The 15,894-nt window shown below is 69.0% G+C and carries 21 protein-coding genes and 1 tRNA gene; 15 read left to right on the forward strand and 7 right to left on the reverse strand.

Translation table 11 applies throughout. From position 1 onward, the window contains the following. Positions 1–9: 9 nt before the first annotated feature. The 3 genes from otsB to QNA09_RS08155 form a co-directional block, all read right to left on the reverse strand. On the reverse strand, positions 10–3,261 hold the full coding sequence (gene otsB / locus QNA09_RS08145; protein ID WP_119699679.1) for a trehalose-phosphatase: 3,252 nt from the start codon (positions 3,259–3,261) through the stop codon (positions 10–12). Between the two features lie 142 nt (positions 3,262–3,403). Continuing rightward, positions 3,404–3,685 carry a hypothetical protein gene (locus QNA09_RS08150; RefSeq protein WP_029540205.1) on the reverse strand — a complete coding sequence of 94 codons (282 nt, stop codon included), beginning with the start codon at positions 3,683–3,685 and terminating at the stop codon, positions 3,404–3,406. A gap of 128 nt (positions 3,686–3,813) precedes the next feature. Continuing rightward, the gene (locus QNA09_RS08155; RefSeq protein ID WP_017681093.1) at positions 3,814–3,981 is read right to left on the reverse strand and encodes a hypothetical protein; all 168 of its coding nucleotides are present in this window, start codon (positions 3,979–3,981) and stop codon (positions 3,814–3,816) included. Positions 3,982–4,086: 105 nt separating this feature from the next. On the opposite strand from QNA09_RS08155, the gene QNA09_RS08160 reads away from it, so the two are divergent. The 14 genes from QNA09_RS08160 (at position 4,087) to QNA09_RS08225 (ending at position 12,959) form a co-directional block, all read left to right on the forward strand. Further along, positions 4,087–4,608, forward strand: coding sequence for an NUDIX domain-containing protein (locus QNA09_RS08160; protein WP_006554822.1), 522 nt, complete (start codon positions 4,087–4,089; stop codon positions 4,606–4,608). Then, positions 4,605–5,474 carry an SDR family NAD(P)-dependent oxidoreductase gene (locus tag QNA09_RS08165; RefSeq protein ID WP_119699680.1) on the forward strand — a complete coding sequence of 290 codons (870 nt, stop codon included), beginning with the start codon at positions 4,605–4,607 and terminating at the stop codon, positions 5,472–5,474. The genes QNA09_RS08160 and QNA09_RS08165 overlap by 4 nt, the downstream gene beginning before the upstream one ends. Positions 5,475–5,785: 311 nt before the next feature. After that, positions 5,786–6,907 (forward strand): site-specific integrase, encoded by a 1,122-nt coding sequence (locus QNA09_RS08170; RefSeq protein ID WP_308072395.1) that lies wholly within the window; start codon positions 5,786–5,788, stop codon positions 6,905–6,907. A 238-nt stretch (positions 6,908–7,145) separates the two neighbouring features. Then, complete coding sequence (locus QNA09_RS08175; RefSeq protein WP_308072396.1) at positions 7,146–7,340, forward strand: helix-turn-helix domain-containing protein; 195 nt, start codon at positions 7,146–7,148, stop codon at positions 7,338–7,340. Between the two features lie 444 nt (positions 7,341–7,784). Further along, the gene (locus QNA09_RS08180) at positions 7,785–8,180 is read left to right on the forward strand and encodes a hypothetical protein (protein ID WP_308072398.1); all 396 of its coding nucleotides are present in this window, start codon (positions 7,785–7,787) and stop codon (positions 8,178–8,180) included. Further along, complete coding sequence (locus QNA09_RS08185) at positions 8,177–9,427, forward strand: hypothetical protein (protein ID WP_308072401.1); 1,251 nt, start codon at positions 8,177–8,179, stop codon at positions 9,425–9,427. The genes QNA09_RS08180 and QNA09_RS08185 overlap by 4 nt, the downstream gene beginning before the upstream one ends. A 118-nt stretch (positions 9,428–9,545) precedes the next feature. Continuing rightward, positions 9,546–9,980 carry a hypothetical protein gene (locus tag QNA09_RS08190; RefSeq protein ID WP_308072402.1) on the forward strand — a complete coding sequence of 145 codons (435 nt, stop codon included), beginning with the start codon at positions 9,546–9,548 and terminating at the stop codon, positions 9,978–9,980. Further along, complete coding sequence (locus QNA09_RS08195; RefSeq protein ID WP_308072404.1) at positions 9,977–10,282, forward strand: WhiB family transcriptional regulator; 306 nt, start codon at positions 9,977–9,979, stop codon at positions 10,280–10,282. Before QNA09_RS08190 ends, QNA09_RS08195 begins: the two co-directional genes overlap by 4 nt. After that, positions 10,279–10,629, forward strand: coding sequence for a hypothetical protein (locus QNA09_RS08200; RefSeq protein WP_308072405.1), 351 nt, complete (start codon positions 10,279–10,281; stop codon positions 10,627–10,629). Before QNA09_RS08195 ends, QNA09_RS08200 begins: the two co-directional genes overlap by 4 nt. Continuing rightward, entirely contained in the window at positions 10,626–10,793 is a 168-nt protein-coding gene (locus QNA09_RS08205; RefSeq protein WP_308072406.1) for a hypothetical protein, read from the forward strand. Before QNA09_RS08200 ends, QNA09_RS08205 begins: the two co-directional genes overlap by 4 nt. Further along, positions 10,786–11,046, forward strand: coding sequence for a hypothetical protein (locus tag QNA09_RS08210; protein WP_308072407.1), 261 nt, complete (start codon positions 10,786–10,788; stop codon positions 11,044–11,046). Before QNA09_RS08205 ends, QNA09_RS08210 begins: the two co-directional genes overlap by 8 nt. Then, positions 11,039–11,350 carry a hypothetical protein gene (locus QNA09_RS08215; protein WP_308072408.1) on the forward strand — a complete coding sequence of 104 codons (312 nt, stop codon included), beginning with the start codon at positions 11,039–11,041 and terminating at the stop codon, positions 11,348–11,350. Before QNA09_RS08210 ends, QNA09_RS08215 begins: the two co-directional genes overlap by 8 nt. 173 nt (positions 11,351–11,523) lie before the next feature. Beyond that, entirely contained in the window at positions 11,524–11,994 is a 471-nt protein-coding gene (locus QNA09_RS08220) for a hypothetical protein (RefSeq protein ID WP_308072409.1), read from the forward strand. Positions 11,995–12,119: 125 nt separating this feature from the next. Beyond that, complete coding sequence (locus QNA09_RS08225) at positions 12,120–12,959, forward strand: phage major capsid protein (RefSeq protein WP_308072410.1); 840 nt, start codon at positions 12,120–12,122, stop codon at positions 12,957–12,959. Positions 12,960–13,754: 795 nt separating this feature from the next. Here QNA09_RS08225 and QNA09_RS08230 read toward each other — a convergent pair. The 4 genes from QNA09_RS08230 to QNA09_RS08245 all read right to left on the reverse strand — a co-directional run bounded on the left by QNA09_RS08230 (position 13,755) and on the right by QNA09_RS08245 (position 14,849). Then, entirely contained in the window at positions 13,755–13,994 is a 240-nt protein-coding gene (locus QNA09_RS08230; RefSeq protein WP_308072411.1) for a hypothetical protein, read from the reverse strand. Further along, positions 13,991–14,179, reverse strand: coding sequence for a hypothetical protein (locus QNA09_RS08235; protein WP_308072414.1), 189 nt, complete (start codon positions 14,177–14,179; stop codon positions 13,991–13,993). Before QNA09_RS08235 ends, QNA09_RS08230 begins: the two co-directional genes overlap by 4 nt. After that, positions 14,176–14,607, reverse strand: coding sequence for a hypothetical protein (locus QNA09_RS08240; protein ID WP_308072415.1), 432 nt, complete (start codon positions 14,605–14,607; stop codon positions 14,176–14,178). The genes QNA09_RS08235 and QNA09_RS08240 overlap by 4 nt, the downstream gene beginning before the upstream one ends. A gap of 165 nt (positions 14,608–14,772) precedes the next feature. Continuing rightward, positions 14,773–14,849 (reverse strand) — tRNA-Arg (locus QNA09_RS08245). A gap of 159 nt (positions 14,850–15,008) precedes the next feature. On the opposite strand from QNA09_RS08245, the gene QNA09_RS08250 reads away from it, so the two are divergent. Continuing rightward, positions 15,009–15,890: a xanthine dehydrogenase family protein subunit M gene (locus QNA09_RS08250; RefSeq protein ID WP_040271681.1), complete on the forward strand. Its 882-nt coding sequence runs from the start codon at positions 15,009–15,011 to the stop codon at positions 15,888–15,890. Positions 15,891–15,894 lie beyond the last annotated feature (4 nt).

Consider the following 15,894-nt stretch of genomic DNA (forward strand, 5'->3'; position numbering starts at 1 on the left):
GTCGTCGCACTAGCTCAGGCGAACCGTGCCTCCCGGGTGCAGTTGGGCGACCCGGCCGCGGCATTCGATCTCGATCGGCGCCTGCATCCCGGGACCGGCGCTCACCTGGACCTCTCTGCCTTTGATGCGCAGGCGAAGACGGTAACCCCGGTAGAAGATGGGGAACTCCAGGGCGCCCAGCGGCTCGGGCCACTGCGGGGAGAACACGAGCCGGCCGCCGCGGGTTTCGAGGCCGGGGACGCACCGCTGCAAGAAGTCGACGCTGCCGGCCATGGCCGCGAGATGAATGCCCTCCATGGTGGTGCCGCCCTGGATGTCGGCGATGTCGGCCTTCAGCGCCTGGTAGAAGTAGTCTACGGCCTCGTCCCGGTGGGCTCGGGCCAGCACCCAGGAATGGACCACCCCGCTCAGGGTGGAGCCGTGCGAGGTTCGCGCCATGTAGTAGTCGATGGTCCGCGGGATCTCCTCGGTCGGGAACCGGTAGCCGAGCCGTTCGAGCAGTTCCTGCAGTTCGTCGGCGGACAGCAGATAGAACAGCATCAGCACGTCGGCCTGCTTCGACGCCCGGTAACAGTTGACGTCGTCGCCTTCGGCCTCGAGGATCCGGTCGAGTCGCTGGATGTCGCCGTAGCGGCGCCGGTAGCCGTCCCAGTCCAGCTCGGCGAGCTCGTCGTACCCCTCGAACTGGCTGAGGACACGGTCGTGGAACGGGACGAACATCTTGCGTGTGATGTCCTCCCAGCGTGTCGTCTCCTGCGCGTGCAGCCCCAGCGCCTGGGTCAGATACGAGCGGATCTGCAGCGGGAGCAGGTCGAGTGTCTCCAGCGCCCGCAGGATCACCCAGACCGACATGACGTTGGTGTACGCGTTGTTGTCGATCCCGTCGTACGGGGCGCCGGGGTAGCCGGAGTGGAACTCGTCGGGGCCGATGACTCCCCGGATGCTGTACCGGTCGCGAGTCTCGTCGTAGGACGCGAGGTCGGCGTAGAAGCGGGCGATCTCGACGAGCATCTCGGCGCCGTACTCGATCAGGAACTCCAGGTCGCCGGTGACCTGGTAGTACTGCCACACGTTGTAGGCGATCGCGATGCCGATGTGGTGCTGGCGCCGGCTCGGATCCGGGTTCCACCGCCCGGATCTGGGGTTGAGGTGGAGCTGCGGGCTCTCCTCGCGGCCGTCGCTGCCCGACTGCCACGGGAACATCGCGCCCCGGTGCCCGGCTTCGCGTGCCATCCGGCGCGCCTCCCGCAGGCGACGGTAGCGGTAGCGCAGCAGCGACCGGGTCAGCGCGGGCAGCCGCAGGTTGAGCACCGGGAACACGAACAGCTCGTCCCAGAAGACGTGCCCGCGGTACGCCTCACCGTGCAGCCCACGGGCCGGCACGCCCACGTCGAGGTCGGTGGTGTTCGCGGAGACGGTCTGCAGCAGATGCAGAAGATGGAACCGGACGACGCGCAGGGCGTGGCCGTGACCCGGACCCTCGTAGTCGATGCCCAGGTGATCCCACAGGTATCCCCAGGCGAGCACGTGGCCGTCGAGCAGTTCGTCGAACCGGCCCAGCCGGGGGAGCCACCGCGCGGCTTCGTCGGCCGGTTCGGACACCGCCGGGTCACGTCCGGTGAACACCGTCACGATCTTCTCGAGCGTCACGGCCCGGTCGGGGTCGACGTCGACGACGATCTCGTGTCCGATCCGGTCGCCGCCGTCGACCAACCGGCACTCGGCCGCAACCGGTTCCCCGCCGCACCACACCGTGTGCCGGGCCGCCATCGCCACCGGGATCCGCGACTGGTTGGTCTGCACCGCCAGCAGCACCGAGTCGGCCGACAGGGCGGTGGCCTGCAGCGGCCCGAGGTGCTCGTCGGCGAGGGCGCGGTAGCGCTCGACGAGGGAGTTCCGGACCGTGCCGTCCAGCAGGGAACGGATCTCGAGCCGGCCCGACCAGTCCTCGGCCGCGATCGTCGTCTCGAGGGCGCAGGCGTGCGGGACGTTCATGGCGACGAACCGCCGCTGCCGCACCGAGGTGGTGCGGCCCGCGGCGTCGCGGAAACGCAGCCGCCGGGTGAGGACGGCGCGGCGCAGATCGAGGTACTGGTGGTAGTCGAGCAGTTCGGCCGAGTCGAGGTCGAACCACTGCCCGCCGTCGACGCGGAAGGTCACCGGCAGCCAGTTCGGCAGGTTCACCAGACTCTCGTGGTCGACGATGCTCCCCGAGACCTCGTCGTCGAGCCGGTTGAAGATGCCGGCCACGTAGGTGCCGGGGTAGTGCACGCCGTCGGCCCGGGATTCGGGAGCGCAGCCGCGGGTGGCGAAGTAGCCGTTGCCGACCGTGCAGAGGGCCTCGCGCAGCTTCTCGGTGGACGGGTCGTAACCGTCGAAGAACATCGTCCAGGCGTCGTCCGGGGGCGGCGCGATCCCCGGGTCGCTGCCGAGCAGATCCGCCAGCCGCTGCAGGATCTCGCGAACCCGGTCCGGGCCGTCGACCGCGAACTGGGCCGTCGACCGCCGGTCACCCTCCCCGGGGTGGCGCACGACGACGCCGATCCCGGTCGACGTCAGGGCCCCGAACGCCTCGTCGCCGGTGAGGTCGTCGCCGATGTAGACCGGCATGGGGTCGCCTGCGCCGCGGACGTGCTCGAGTACCCAGGCCACCGCCCGTCCCTTGTCCCACTCGACGTCGGGGCGCAGTTCGGTGACCCCGCGCCCGTGCGTGACCCGCAGCGGGCCGTCCCGGCCGGCCGCATCGCGCACCGCCGCGAGGACCTCATCCATCCGGTCCCCGGCGACGTGGCGATGATGAACGGCGACGGTGAAACGCTTGGGCTCGACCAGAACGCCGGGCACGGCGGCCAGGCTGTCCCGGAGGGCGACGGCGAGCTGCCCGAGGTCGGGCACCGCGCGATCGGCGGCCTCGTGCCGGTGGTACGTGCCGTCCGGACCCACGAGCTCGAAACCGTGGCTACCCGCGTACCAGAGGCCGGGCACGCCGACCCGCGCCTGCAGGTCGGCCACATCGCGGCCGCTGATCACGCCGACCGGGCAGTACCGGGCGAGCCGGGCGAGCTCCTCCGCCGCGCCGTCCACGAGGGTGGCCGCACTGGGATCGTCCGCGAGGTGGGCGAGGGTGCCGTCGAAGTCCAGGAACACGGCGTAGCGGCGGGTGCGCAGCATGGCGGTCGCCTGGTGCCGGGATGCCAGGGCGTCCGGGATTTCCGACAGCCGGCGGTCACGGGGACGCGGTTCGACCGTGGGGGTGGTCATCGGCTCGGCTCGGATGATGAGTGCATGGCAGTCTGTCCCTCGGCGCCGTTGCGGAACAGGCCCACAGGAGTTTTCCCGATTCTACGATGTGCTCGCCGGTGGGCAGGCCCGTTTCGATGCGGCCCGCCGCCGGTCGGGTCGGCTACGACCAGGTCCTCGGGTTGAAGACGACGTAGAACCAGGCATTCGCCGCGGGATCCCACGAACACGACACGAGGACGACAGCACCGATGGACCGATCGAACGCCTCGGCCTTGGAGCAGACGGCGCTGCCTTCCGGCCCCGCGAATTCGGCGCGGTAGAGCGGACCGATGCGCCACGGCGCCGCAGCGGCGGTCCCGGGTCCCACGGTGGCACCGAGGACGACCGGGGCGGCGACCAGACCGGCGAGGGCGGCGGCCCGGCGGGCGACCTTCTTCGACACGAGGACTCCTTCGGTTCGGGAACGGTCCCGGCAGCCTGTCGCGTCCTCCGCCGGAACCCGCCCCTCGATGATCACCGGCGGACACCCGCCGCGCAGGCGTTCGCCCGAACCGGCACCGCTGTCCGGAATCAGACCTCCAGCTGCTCGGCCTCCTCGATTGCCGCCTGCAGCTGGTCCAGTAGCGCTCGGGCCTGCGCGATGTCGAGAGCGACACCGAGGCCTTCCGGCAGGTCGAGCACGACGCCGGGTCCGTTCGCGCGGGCGGTGACGGGATGATCGCCGGTCGTATCGGTCACGGCTGGGTCCTTCCGGTTCGGGGGCACGGTTGCCGGGTCTCAGTCTGCCCGGAAGAACTACCGTGTGGGTGCGGGCGCACAGGCCGGTGCCGGAAAGGTGGATCGATGGCTGTCACGAGCGCCGGGATTCTGCTGTACCGGATCGACGATGCCGGTGTGCTCGAGGTGTGGATCGTGCATCCGGGCGGCCCGTACTGGACCGGCAAGGACGAGGCGGCCTGGTCGATTCCCAAGGGTGTGTACGGCGAGGACGAGGATCCGTTCGCCGTGGCGCTACGGGAATTCGAGGAGGAATGCGGAATGCCCGCGCCCTCGGTGGACTACGAGATGCTCGGGCGGTTCAAGCAGCCCTCCGGGAAGATCGTCACCGTCTACGCCGCCGAGACCGCCGCGGAGCTGGCCTTCCTGGGCAGCAACACCTTCGATCTGGAGTGGCCGCCGCGGTCCGAAAAGGTGCAGAGCTTTCCCGAGGTGGACGACGCCCGCTGGTTCCCGCTCGCCGTCGCGGACGTCAAGCTCGTGAAGGGGCAGCGCCCGATCCTCGCCCGGCTCGGCGAGCGGGTGCACGCGGCCGGCCGGGCGTCCGCGGGGACGTCCAGCAGCGGAACGGAGGACGCGGGTACGTGAGCAAGACCGTGCTGATCACCGGGGGAGGGCGGGGACTCGGCCGGGTCACGGCCGGGAAGCTCGCCGCCCGAGGGCACAACGTCCTGCTCACCGCGCGTACCCGGGCTGCCGCGGAGGACGCCGTCGCGGCGATACGGCGGGAGCATCCCGGTGCGCGAGCCGAGCCCCGCTGGGTGGACCTGTCCTCCCTCGAACAGGTCCGCTCCTTCGCCGTCGCGGAAGCCGCGCGGGGCGCACCGATCGACGTGCTGTTCCACATCGCCGGAATCCTGCAGACGAGCAAGCAGCGCCGGCTCACCGTCGACGGGTACGAGGAGACGGTGGCCGTCAACGTCCTGGCCCCGTTTCTGCTCACCCGCCTGCTCCTACCGGCACTCGAACGCAGCGAGGCCGCGCGCGTCGTCACCGTCGGCTCGCGGCTGCATCTGCCCGGATCCCGCGGTGCGCCGGTCGACTTCGACTTCGCCGACGTCCAGCTCGAGCACGGGTACCACCCCGATCGGGCGTACAAGAATTCGAAGCTGGCGGTGCTGTGGTTCACCTACGAGCTCCAGCGCCGCCTCGAGGGGCGTCCGATCACCGCGAACGCCGTGTGCCCCGGTTTCGTGCCCACCACCGCTGCGGCGAGCACCCGCGGTCTCATGCGGCTGTTCATGGCGCACGTGTTGCCGCACATGCCGTTCGCCACGTCCGTCGACGCGGCCACCGACTCGCTGGTGTTCATGGCCGTCGACCCGTCGCTCGACGGAATCGGCGGCCGGTTCTTCGGCGAGTGCCACGAGATCGACTCCAGCCCGCAGTCCCACGACGTCGCTCAGGCCCGGCGGTTCTGGGAACTCGTCGAACGCCTCACCCGCGCGGCGTGACCGCACAGCCCGCGACCGGCACAGACGCGCGGGCGCCAGTCAACCGCGGCGACTATCGGGGCCGCGGCTGACTGGGAACGCCGCGGATACTGGACCCCGGCCGGAGGCCGGCAGTGTCACCGCGGCCGGAGGCCGGCAGTGTCACGGTGCCCCCGGCAGGACTCGAACCTGCCCTCGTGTGCTTTCCGTCGTAGCGGATGACGTGGCCTTTCGTACCGAATCACCTGCTAGTCATGCAATCTACACTGTGGACACTTGGAGACGCCAGTAGTCGGTTCACGACATGTCTATAGCAGGGAGATTGCACACACATGCCAGCCAAGAAGGGAATGAGAGGGTGGGGGAGGCTCCGGCAGCTCCCCTCGGGACGGTGGCAGGCCGGCTACGTCGGACCTGACGGGGTGCTCTACCGGCCGCGCTCGACGTTCGGCGCCAAGATGGACGCTGAGGGGTGGCTCGCGCACGAACGCCGCCGAATCGACCTCGGGGTGTGGGCACCACCTGGCGCCGAACCGGAACAGGCCGAAGCCCCCACCCTCGAGGCGTACGCCGCACAGTGGCTCAGCGAACGCAATCTCAAACCGCGTACCCGCGCCCTCTACCGCGACCTGCTGCGCCTGCACATCCTTCCCGTCCTCGGGGATGCGGAACTGCCTGCGATCACCCCCGCGGCTGTCCGAAGCTGGCACGCCGGACTCGGGACCAAGACACCGACCCGCAACGCACACGCCTACGGGCTGCTGCACGCGATCCTGTCGACAGCCGTGGACGACGAGCTGCTCGACGTGAACCCGTGCCGTATCCGCGGTGCCAGCAAGACCAAGCGCGCCCGCACCATCACCTTGCTGACGCCGGCCGAACTCGACGAGCTCGCCGCCGCCATGCCCGACCGTCTGCGCTGCTCTGTGCTGCTCGCCGCCTGGTGCGGTCTGCGCTGGGGTGAAACCTCGGAGCTGCGCCGCAAGGACGTGTCCGCCGACCGGGCCGTGCTGCATGTGCATCGGGCCGTGGTCTACCGCAACGGGCAGTTCATCGTGTCGACTCCGAAGACCACCGCGGGCCGTCGTGATGTTGCCATACCGCCGCACGTCGCCGGCCTGATCGCCGAGCACCTGGACGAACACGTGAGCCGCGGGAAAGAGTCCCTGCTGTTCCCCTCGGAGAGGGGTGGGCACATGGGCGACTACGAGTACCGGAAGGCGTTCAAGAAGGCCGCAGCGTCGATCGGCCACGACGGACTGCGGGTGCATGACCTTCGGCACGTCGGGGCCGTTCTCGCCGCGCAGGCCGGCGCGACCACCGCCGAACTCATGCTCAGGTTGGGGCACACGACGCCGGCAATGTCGATCCGATACCAACACGTTGCCGCGGGCCGGGATGCTCAGATTGCTGCGAGGATGTCCGTCCTGTCACGAAAAGACAGTGGCGTCTAGTGCGACAAAATCGACGTGTGACGCAAATCACTCGTTGCAGTGTGGAGCAACGTTTTTTGCAGTACTTGCAGGTATTTGCCGCCCCGCCGTGTTGCATGACGACACACCGGGCGCGCTCGCTGGTTCACCCATTCGAGTTGTCGACCGAATTTCTGTCGGGGCCTATGTGCTCTTATATGGACATGCGGGAATAACCCGTACAGCGGGAGGATCTGACCAGCCCTGAGGGGGAATCGAATTGCCTAAGAACAAGTCTCAGCGACGACTGGTGTCCATCCCAATTGCCGCCGACGAATACGGCGTCTGCACAAAGACGCTTCGCCGGTGGATCGCAGATGGACGCATCACCGGATACAGGTTCGGGCCGCGCATGATCCGAGTCGACCTCGACGAAATCGAACAGGCCGTCCTCAAGCCGATGAGCGCGGCGTGACCGGCCCCGCGCCGACCATAAAGACGTACACAATTCACCGTTTCCCCGGCCGCAACAAGCCGCCAAGCAACCACGGCCGGGGACGGCACGAACGCCCACAACTCCGAATGAGGGGACATTCATGCCCGAAAGTAGGCGCACACGCGCCGGTCGTCAACACGTACCCGTGAATGGCGCCGCCCCCGGCGGGATAGACCAGGGGCAGGCTCAGGAGATCACCGGGGGGACGGTATCCAACGTCGATCATATCCTGTCACTCGGACTTGATCGCCGCTACGACGTACCGCCACCGTCCGAACGGCAAGTGCTCGCCGCCCTGGCCGTCGTCGCCGCGGCCGGCTACAGCATCGCCGTTCGCTGCACCCGCTGCGGACACCCCCTCGTGACTGCGACAAGCGTTGCCCGACACCAGGGGCCGCGCTGCGCCGCCAAGGGGGTGCAGGCATGAGTGACCAGGCCAATGAACTGCTCGAGGCCGTCCTCGGCACCGATCCGGCGCTGACACGGCCGATCCCGTCGTCGACCGTCCTGGCCGACTACGTCATGCCCCACATTCTGCGCACCCGCGACGACGGCACCGGCAACCTCCGGCAACTGCCGCTGATCGGCTCGCAGGAGTGGCACCGGGCATCGGACGGGGTGAAGTGGGCCGTGATCGCCACCCTCGCCCTGCAAGGCGTATGGGCCGCGGAACGGGGACCGGACGAGCGCGTCGCCTACGCCGAATCCGGGGACCGGGTCGACTCACTGATCGACTGGGCCGCCGAAGCGTACCGACTGGGATTCGAGGCCGGTCGCCGCGACCAGGGAGGCCGGCGGCGGGGGGTGGCAGCCGCGTGACCCTCGCCCCGGTCGTCGACCTCAACTCAACGGACACGTTCTGGTCGTGCCGTCCCGCCCTCGCCCATGTCCTCGAGTTCGCCCGCGGCCGCCGCGCTGGACCGTGGGCCGTGCTCGGGGTCGTGCTCACCCGTGCCGTCGCATCGGTCGAACCGAACGTGATGCTGCCGCCGACGATCGGCAGTTCTGTGTCTCTCAACATGTTCTGCGCCCTCGTCGGTCCGTCCGGTGCCGGCAAGGGCGCGGCCGAGGGAGCCGCCCGCGACGCAATCCAGTTCCGGGACTTCGGTGGCAGTCTCGTCGACACCGACACCTTCCCGCTCGGGTCCGGGGAAGGACTCGCGCGCACGTTCCGCCCAGCCGGTGCCGACGACGACGAACCCAACGACCGCACCAGGGCACTGTTTTCGGCACCGGAGGTCGACACGCTCGCCGCCCTCGGGTCGCGCCAAGGATCGACCCTCATGCCCGAACTGCGGAAGCTGTTCATGGGGGAGCCGATCGGCTTTCAGAACGCATCGAAGGCGACCCGGTCGGTGCTCCCGGCACACTCCTACCGGGCGTGCGTCACTGTGGGAGTGCAGCCCGTCAAAGCCGGTCCGCTGCTGCACGACGCGGACGGGGGTACTCCGCAGCGGTTCGTGTGGATGCGCGTCGACGACCCGGATGCCCCAGACACCCCGCCGGCCGAGCCGGCACCTCTGGTCGTGAAGATGCCCCGCTGGGGAGCCGGGGCAGCACACCTCGAGGTGCCGGAGGTGGCACGCGAGGCGATGGACCGGCACCGGCTCGCCACCCTGCGCGGCGAACCCGTCGACCCACTCGACGGGCACCGGATGCTCACCCGGCTCAAGGTGGCCGTGGCATTGATGATCCTCGACGGCAGGACCGTGCCGACCGCCGAGGACTGGACGCTGGCCGGCACCGTCATGCGGGTATCGGACCGCACCCGCGCCGGCATCGAACACACCCTCGCGGAGAAGACCAGGGCAGCGAACCGGGCGCGTGCCGAGGCGAAAGCCGCCGAAGCGGAGATCATCACCGACCGCACCGACGAGAGCGACCGGAGGCGCATCCGCGGCGCCGTCCTGCGGTGCCTCGGCAGGCGCGGGTCCGCCACTCGCAGAGAGCTGCGGAACACCCTCAAAGCCAACCTTCGGGACCGTCTCGACGACGTACTCGACGAGGCGCTCGAGGCCGGCGCAATCGCGTTCGACGGCACTGTCTACCGGCTCTCGGATGCGTAGGACGGGGGTAGGACCGTAGGACTTCGCGTCCTACCCGCTGACCTGCGGAAATGGGGTAGGACTACCGGTCCTACGGTCCTACCCCCTCTACATCTCACCTGGGGAAACGAAGGAAATCATGACCGGAACCGCCCGATTCGTCCGCCCGTCCACCCACACCCGAGCACTCACCGCAGAACCGCGATTGCAGGCCATCGAAGCCATGATCGACGCGCTCTGCGAACTCGTTCGCCCCGCCGACACGATGTGCGCCGGCTGCATCTGGGACACGATCGTCAAACCGCTCGCAACACCGCTCGTCGGGTGGGGCCGCGGCTACGAGCCGAAGCAAGCACGAGACCCGAGAAGGGCCGACGAACCTCGATTCCGCATCCTCACCGTGTCCGAGATCCGAGCCGAATCGAAGGATAGGCCGGCGCCCATTTCTGAGACCGAAGCATGGATGCGGACGACGGAAGCGTGGGACGCCGTCACCGGCCCTTGGCTTGCGCGCCTCGAGGCCGCAGACCCCGCCAACGGGCACGGCATATGCCGGCACCGGAGGAACCGGTGACCCGCCGGCAAGCCCGCCTGTACCCGATCCCGCCGACGCTCACCGCTCTCGTCGATCCTCGTCTGACCGGCGCTGCCTGTACCGGGAGGGCACCGTACTTCGACGCCGAGCTCCCCGACGAACAACCCGAACACCGATCGGCACGACTCGCGTGGGCCACCCGCGAATGCACCCGATGCCCCGTCCAGTCCGCGTGCCGTGTCGCCGTCACCGAACTCGACCAACCCACCGGCCTGTGGGCCGGACACCTCACCGACCCGGCCGGCACTCCCGGCCGCCCACGAAAGGCTGCAACAGCATGACCAACAACGACATCCCGAACCCGCTTCCCTCCCACGCGATGATCGTCGACGACGACGGCCAACCGCGCAGTGTCGTGGACATCGACCGGATGCAGTCCGACAGCATCGAACTCGCCTACGAAATGGCGATGCACTGCGGAGACGAGGATGCTCTCGACGCCATCTCCTCGAAGTGGCTCGACCGTGTCGGCGTCGAGGGGTTCGGATACGTCACCGCCGGCGCCCTGCGCATGATGACCCACTTCATCCTCGACCCCACATTGCAGACCGTCGACCAACTCGCCCCGCAACTGCGCTTCCGCGACAAGCTCGTCGATGCCTACCGCAACTCCAAGGCCACGCTATGAAGCTCCGCGCCCGCAACATCCGACCCGAAGTCCTCACCGACCCGACCGCCGCCCGGCCCGTACTGATCCGGCTCTGCGGTCTGTGGCTGGCCCTCACCCCCACCGAGGCATACGCCCTCGCCGACCAACTCCACGACGCTGCGGAGGAGACACACCATGCCTGAACCGACACCACCGACACCCGACAACGTCGCCACCGCCCACCTCGAATTCCTGGCACTGGTCGACGCCGTCCTCTCCCACGACCACAACCGCGTGCGCACCCTCGTCCACGGCAGCGACCTGCTCCCCTGGGAACTCGCCATCGCCGGCGCACAACTGTTCGCAGCGATCACCCCCAACCTCGCCGACGACTGGCTCGACCAGCTTCGCCACCACGTCATCACCCACCCCGCAAAGGACTCCTCCCATGACTGAACCCGTCACCGGCATCGGCCCGCAGAAACCCCAACCCGACCCCCGCGGCATCCTCACGTTCGACTACCTGCCCGAGCATATGCAGGCCCTCGAGGACGCCCGGCAGGCCGCCGACTACGACGACGCGCTCCACCACCGCGGCCCCTGGACCCGCCCGGCCACCGACACCGAACGAGAACTGCTGCTGCACCTCGGCTACGAACTCCGCGACGGCCTGTCCACCACCGTCGAATACCTCACCCCAGGGGTACGTCGCCGCACCTGGAACCTCCCTGAACCCACACCACAGGAGTCAGCCGGGTGAACGTGCGCGTGAAATCCGTCAGCCGCGGCGAAGTCCTCGCCTTCGTCGGCCGCGACGAGATCCGAGTCCGACGCCGACGCAACCACATTTGGCGGTGCGACCACTGCCCCGATCACACCACCTGCCCCCATATCGACGCCACCCGACAGACCCTTCGCGAAGGAGCCATGTAGATGACCACCCCGAACCCCACCCCCGCCGACACCGACCCGAACACCCCCGGACAGACACCCGTCGACACCCCGCCCGCCGACCCCACCACAGAACCGTCAGCCGAACCACCGGCCGAACCCAAGTCCGGCAACAGTGAAGCGGCCCGCTACCGACGCCAACTCCGCGACACCGAAGCCCAGCGAGATCAACTCGCCGAACGCATAACCGTCTACGAACGCGGCGAAGCCCAACGTCACGCCGACCGGCTCGCCGACCCCACCGACCTGTGGACCGCCGGCATCGAACTCGACGAGCTCCGTGGCGTCGACGGCACCATCGACCCCACCAAGGTCGCCGCCGCGGTCGACCAAGTGCTTCGGGACCGCCCCCACTGGGCCAAGTCCCGCACCCCGCAACCCGACCGCCGGCAAGGCGCATCCGGTGAACCCGTTCACCCCGGCCGCGGTTGGTCCGGCGTCCTCAAACGCTAGAATGAACGGTGGGTGATCACCCAGGCCAGGCGCCGGAGATCACCCACCGTTCGCCCCAGGGGGCACCGCGAGAGCGCCGGGAGCGCCAGCGACACACCATCCGATCCCCCTGTGAAGGACACATCATGGCTCTCGCCACCGACTCCGTCAACGTCCACGGCATCCTGCCCGACGAGATCTCCGCACTGATCGTCCAACCCGTCGCCCGCAACTCCGCCGCGATGGAAGCGTCCACGGTCGTCGACACCGGCGTCCACGAGTACCGCATCCCGATCGTCGCGGCCGACCCCGCCGCGGCGTGGGTTCCCGAAGGCGGTGAGATCACCGCGTCCGACGCTGCCCTCGACGAACTCGTCGTCGAATTCAACAAGCTCGCCGGACTGTCGATCATCTCCCGCGAACTCGCCGAAGACTCCAGCCCCCAGGCACAGGAAATCGTCGGTGCCGGCCTCGCCCGCGACATCGCCCGCAAGCTCGACAGCGCATTCTTCGGCAGCACCACCACCAACGGCCCCGACGGCCTGCTGTCCCTGACCGGGGTGCAGAGCGTCGACACCGGCGGCACCATCACCAACGTCGACCCGTTCGCCGAAGCACTATCCAAGGCCGAAAACGTCGGAGCCGAGATCAACACGTTCATCGCCCACCCCGACACCGTGCTCGCCCTCGCCAAGCTCAAGACCGGAACCGGACTGAACACCCCGCTGCTCGGCAACGACCCCTCCGCACCGACCAAGCGCGTCATCCAAGGCGTTCCGCTCGTGTCGTCCCCGGCCGTCGCCGCCGGCGACATCTGGGGAATCCCCCGAGACCGCGTGCACATCGTGCTCCGCCAGGACGTGACCCTCGACGTGGATCACTCGGTGTACTTCACCAGCGACCGTGTCGCCGTGCGGGCCACGATGCGCGTCGGGTTCGGGTTCGTGCACGAGGCCGCGATCGTGCGCATCCACGACGCCGTGTAACGAGCCGCTGACCGTGGCCCCGGTGCGCAACCTCCCCAGCGTACCGGGGCCGCTCCCGTCTCACCCCCACCCCCATACCCCCGAAGGACCCCCTCTCCCCGACCGCGGGAGAGGTGAGAAATCCGCGCGGTGGGTTCAGACATTCCGGGGACCGCGCCCCGAACGGCCCGATCTATCCCGCCGATCATGAGTCCGACCGGAAGGCCAGCCGCGGGGTGGACCGACGGCCACCGCGGGCCGTCGTGGTGCCGGGACTCGATTCCGTCGTCCTCGAAGCTGTCCCAGTCGTGACCTTGGTGTGTGCACCAGGCCGGGCATAGCGGTGGGAGCGGAGCGCTGGCAAGGTCGATCGGTTCGTTCAGCACGTGGGTTCCTTCTGTCGATGCTGTTGATGTTGATACTGGCAGTTCACCGCGTCACGGCAGGGGGTGCGAGTTGGACCGGCTACGCCGGACTGTGCTTGACCGAGCGGACACCGCAGAGCGGTGCCTGTGCTGCTGGCCCCTTCCCCAACGTCGCCCGGTCGCCATGCCCTCATAGACCGTCTGAGCCAACACGAGTAGCCCCACGCCCTCCTGAGCGTGCGGCTGTGCTGGACCCGGCCGGAGGTGTGCACTCCCGTGCGGTCGGGTGCCCCGCGCCGTTCGCGGGGACTAGGGATGGATCACGGACCGTCTCGGTTTACGTCGGAGGCGGCAGAAGCGACGTGCAGAGGCTCGCGGACCGCGGCGTGCAGGGCCGTGGGGGTACGCGAAAGTGCGGACCCCCACGACGCAACAGGCCGGGGGTACTCGCTCAGCGAGTAGCGGACAGTTGCTCCACGCGGCGCCGTCGGCGCGCGTTCTCGTCGGACCGGCGCAGACAGTCGGGGCACATCACGGTCGGTGCGGATCCGTGCCGGTCGTGGCCGTCGAGCGGGGTGTGTGCCTGGAACGGTGCGGTGTGTCCGCACAGGGCGGGAACGTGGACGCCTTCGGTCTTGACGCGCTCGAGGTTGTGGCGCAGGACGATGTGGCTGAGTTTGTCGATGCTCATGCCTCACCATGCTTCTCGGTGACGGCACCGAAAAGGCCGTGACGTGCCACGTTGTCGACGCCAGGAGTCTGGTTCCGGGCATCTTTGTCGGGGCCGACAAAGTTGTGGTCGACACGGAGAAGGTGGTGCAGCCGCTCCGGGTAGTCGCAGCGCGTGCAGGTCGGTTCGTCTCCGAAGTAGCTCATGCGTGCCACCCGAGGGTGACAGCGGCGTCCAGCGCTGCGAGGGGCAGGCCGTAGACCAGGCCGAAGCCCAAGACCGCGGCTACCGACAAGACCGCAAGGTTCCCGGCGCCGGGAACCGTTTCCTGCGATCCCAGAAGAAGGGGGTGAGTGGTGCGCGCACCCTTTTCCGCGGCGCCAGGAAATAGCCCGTGAGGTGCCACGTTGTCGGCGTCGTCATCCTGGTCTACCTGCGATTTTGTCGGCGCCGACAAAGTTTCGATGTGCAGCTGCTCGACGGGGATGCAGCACTCGAGGGCGGGGCAGCCGTCGGCGGGCTCGAGGACGACGGTGGCGCACAGTTCGCCGGCGCACACGTGGAAGTCCAGGACCTCGAGGACACGTTCGCCGGGACCGGCGGTGAGGGTGGATACACTGCTGGGACGGTTCATCGGACTACCTTCCGATCGGGCCGAGGCCCTGGAAGGTGTTGTGAGCACCGACCGGGGCCGCTCTGTTTCGGTGACGGAAGGCCCGTTCGGGTAGGTCGATTGCTCGGAGATTGCACCCACCCCCCTGCTAGAGTGGCGGAAACCGCCGCTGAGCTGCGGTTTCTGTGGTGCCCCCGGCAGGACTCGAACCTGCGACCTAGAGATTAGAAGGCTCTTGCTCTATCCAGCTGAGCTACGGAGGCGCGGCCAGAATCTTAACTGTTTGCCGGTGCGTGCCCGACCGAGGCCCCGCCGCTGCCGGCGCGGTGGGCGCGTGCGTCCCGATCGGGCGGCGAATCCGCCCGTCGCGCCGCGAGCGCGGGCATACACTCCGTAGGTAGCTGAAATGTGAGGTATGCCACATGCAAGTACCTTCGGCTTTCGAATACGAGCGCGCCACCGGCATCGAACACGCCATCGCTCTACTGGACGAACGCGGCGAGGAAGCCCGAGTCGTCGCTGGTGGGCACAGTCTCCTGCCGATGATGAAACTGCGGCTCGCCGGCCCCGAGTGTCTGATCGACATCAACGACCTGGCCGGCGAGCTCGGCTACATCGCCGTCGAGCCCGACGTCGTGCGGATCGGCGCGCTGGCGCGGCACCGCGAACTCCTCGAAAACGAGGCGCTCGCCGAGATCTTCCCGATCTTCCGCGACGCCGAACGCGTCATCGCCGACCCCGTGGTGCGCAACCGCGGCACGATCGGCGGGTCGCTGTGCCAGGCCGACCCCGCCGAGGACCTGTCCACCGTGTGCCAGGTCCTCGACGCATCGGTCGTGCTGCGCGGTCCGCGCGGCAGCCGGACGCTGACGATGGAGGAGTTCCACCTGGGCCCCTACGAGACGACCGCCGCCGCCAACGAACTGCTCGTCGAGGTCCGGCTGCCGCGACGGGGCCGCGGGTCGAGCGCCTACGCCAAGGTCGAGCGACGAACGGGGGACTGGGCGATCGCCGCCGCCGGCGCGGCGGTGTGGATGAGCGACGGCGCCATCGACGACGCGCGCGTCGGCCTCACCGCGGTCCGGGCGGACGCGCAGGCCCTGGCCGGCATCTCCGACCGGCTGCGCGGCGCGACGCCGTCCGAGGACCTCTACCGCGAGGCCGGCGAACTCGCCGCCGCCGCGAGCGACCCGGTCGCGGATCAGCGCGGCACCGTCGACTACAAACGCCACCTCGCCGCGGAGCTCACGGTGCGGACCCTGCGCCGCGCCGTCGAGCGGCTCACCACCTCCGAAAGGGGTTGACCCG

Source organism: Rhodococcus sp. AH-ZY2 (genome assembly GCF_030916465.1).
Lineage (GTDB): Bacteria > Actinomycetota > Actinomycetes > Mycobacteriales > Mycobacteriaceae > Rhodococcus > Rhodococcus ruber.

Excerpts from the sequence above, each read along its gene's own strand:
- QNA09_RS08250 (WP_040271681.1), top strand. The coding sequence starts at position 15,009 with ATGCAAGTACCTTCGGCTTTCGAATACGAGCGCGCCACCGGCATCGAA.
- QNA09_RS08205 (WP_308072406.1), top strand. The coding sequence starts at position 10,626 with ATGAAGCTCCGCGCCCGCAACATCCGACCCGAAGTCCTCACCGACCCG.
- otsB (WP_119699679.1), bottom strand. The coding sequence starts at position 3,261 with ATGACCACCCCCACGGTCGAACCGCGTCCCCGTGACCGCCGGCTGTCG.
- QNA09_RS08240 (WP_308072415.1), bottom strand. The coding sequence starts at position 14,607 with ATGAACCGTCCCAGCAGTGTATCCACCCTCACCGCCGGTCCCGGCGAA.
- QNA09_RS08225 (WP_308072410.1), top strand. The coding sequence starts at position 12,120 with ATGGCTCTCGCCACCGACTCCGTCAACGTCCACGGCATCCTGCCCGAC.
- QNA09_RS08180 (WP_308072398.1), top strand. The coding sequence starts at position 7,785 with ATGAGTGACCAGGCCAATGAACTGCTCGAGGCCGTCCTCGGCACCGAT.
- QNA09_RS08200 (WP_308072405.1), top strand. The coding sequence starts at position 10,279 with ATGACCAACAACGACATCCCGAACCCGCTTCCCTCCCACGCGATGATC.
- QNA09_RS08230 (WP_308072411.1), bottom strand. The coding sequence starts at position 13,994 with ATGAGCATCGACAAACTCAGCCACATCGTCCTGCGCCACAACCTCGAG.
- QNA09_RS08220 (WP_308072409.1), top strand. The coding sequence starts at position 11,524 with ATGACCACCCCGAACCCCACCCCCGCCGACACCGACCCGAACACCCCC.
- QNA09_RS08215 (WP_308072408.1), top strand. The coding sequence starts at position 11,039 with ATGACTGAACCCGTCACCGGCATCGGCCCGCAGAAACCCCAACCCGAC.
- QNA09_RS08170 (WP_308072395.1), top strand. The coding sequence starts at position 5,786 with ATGCCAGCCAAGAAGGGAATGAGAGGGTGGGGGAGGCTCCGGCAGCTC.
- QNA09_RS08190 (WP_308072402.1), top strand. The coding sequence starts at position 9,546 with ATGACCGGAACCGCCCGATTCGTCCGCCCGTCCACCCACACCCGAGCA.
- QNA09_RS08210 (WP_308072407.1), top strand. The coding sequence starts at position 10,786 with ATGCCTGAACCGACACCACCGACACCCGACAACGTCGCCACCGCCCAC.
- QNA09_RS08235 (WP_308072414.1), bottom strand. The coding sequence starts at position 14,179 with ATGAGCTACTTCGGAGACGAACCGACCTGCACGCGCTGCGACTACCCG.
- QNA09_RS08160 (WP_006554822.1), top strand. The coding sequence starts at position 4,087 with ATGGCTGTCACGAGCGCCGGGATTCTGCTGTACCGGATCGACGATGCC.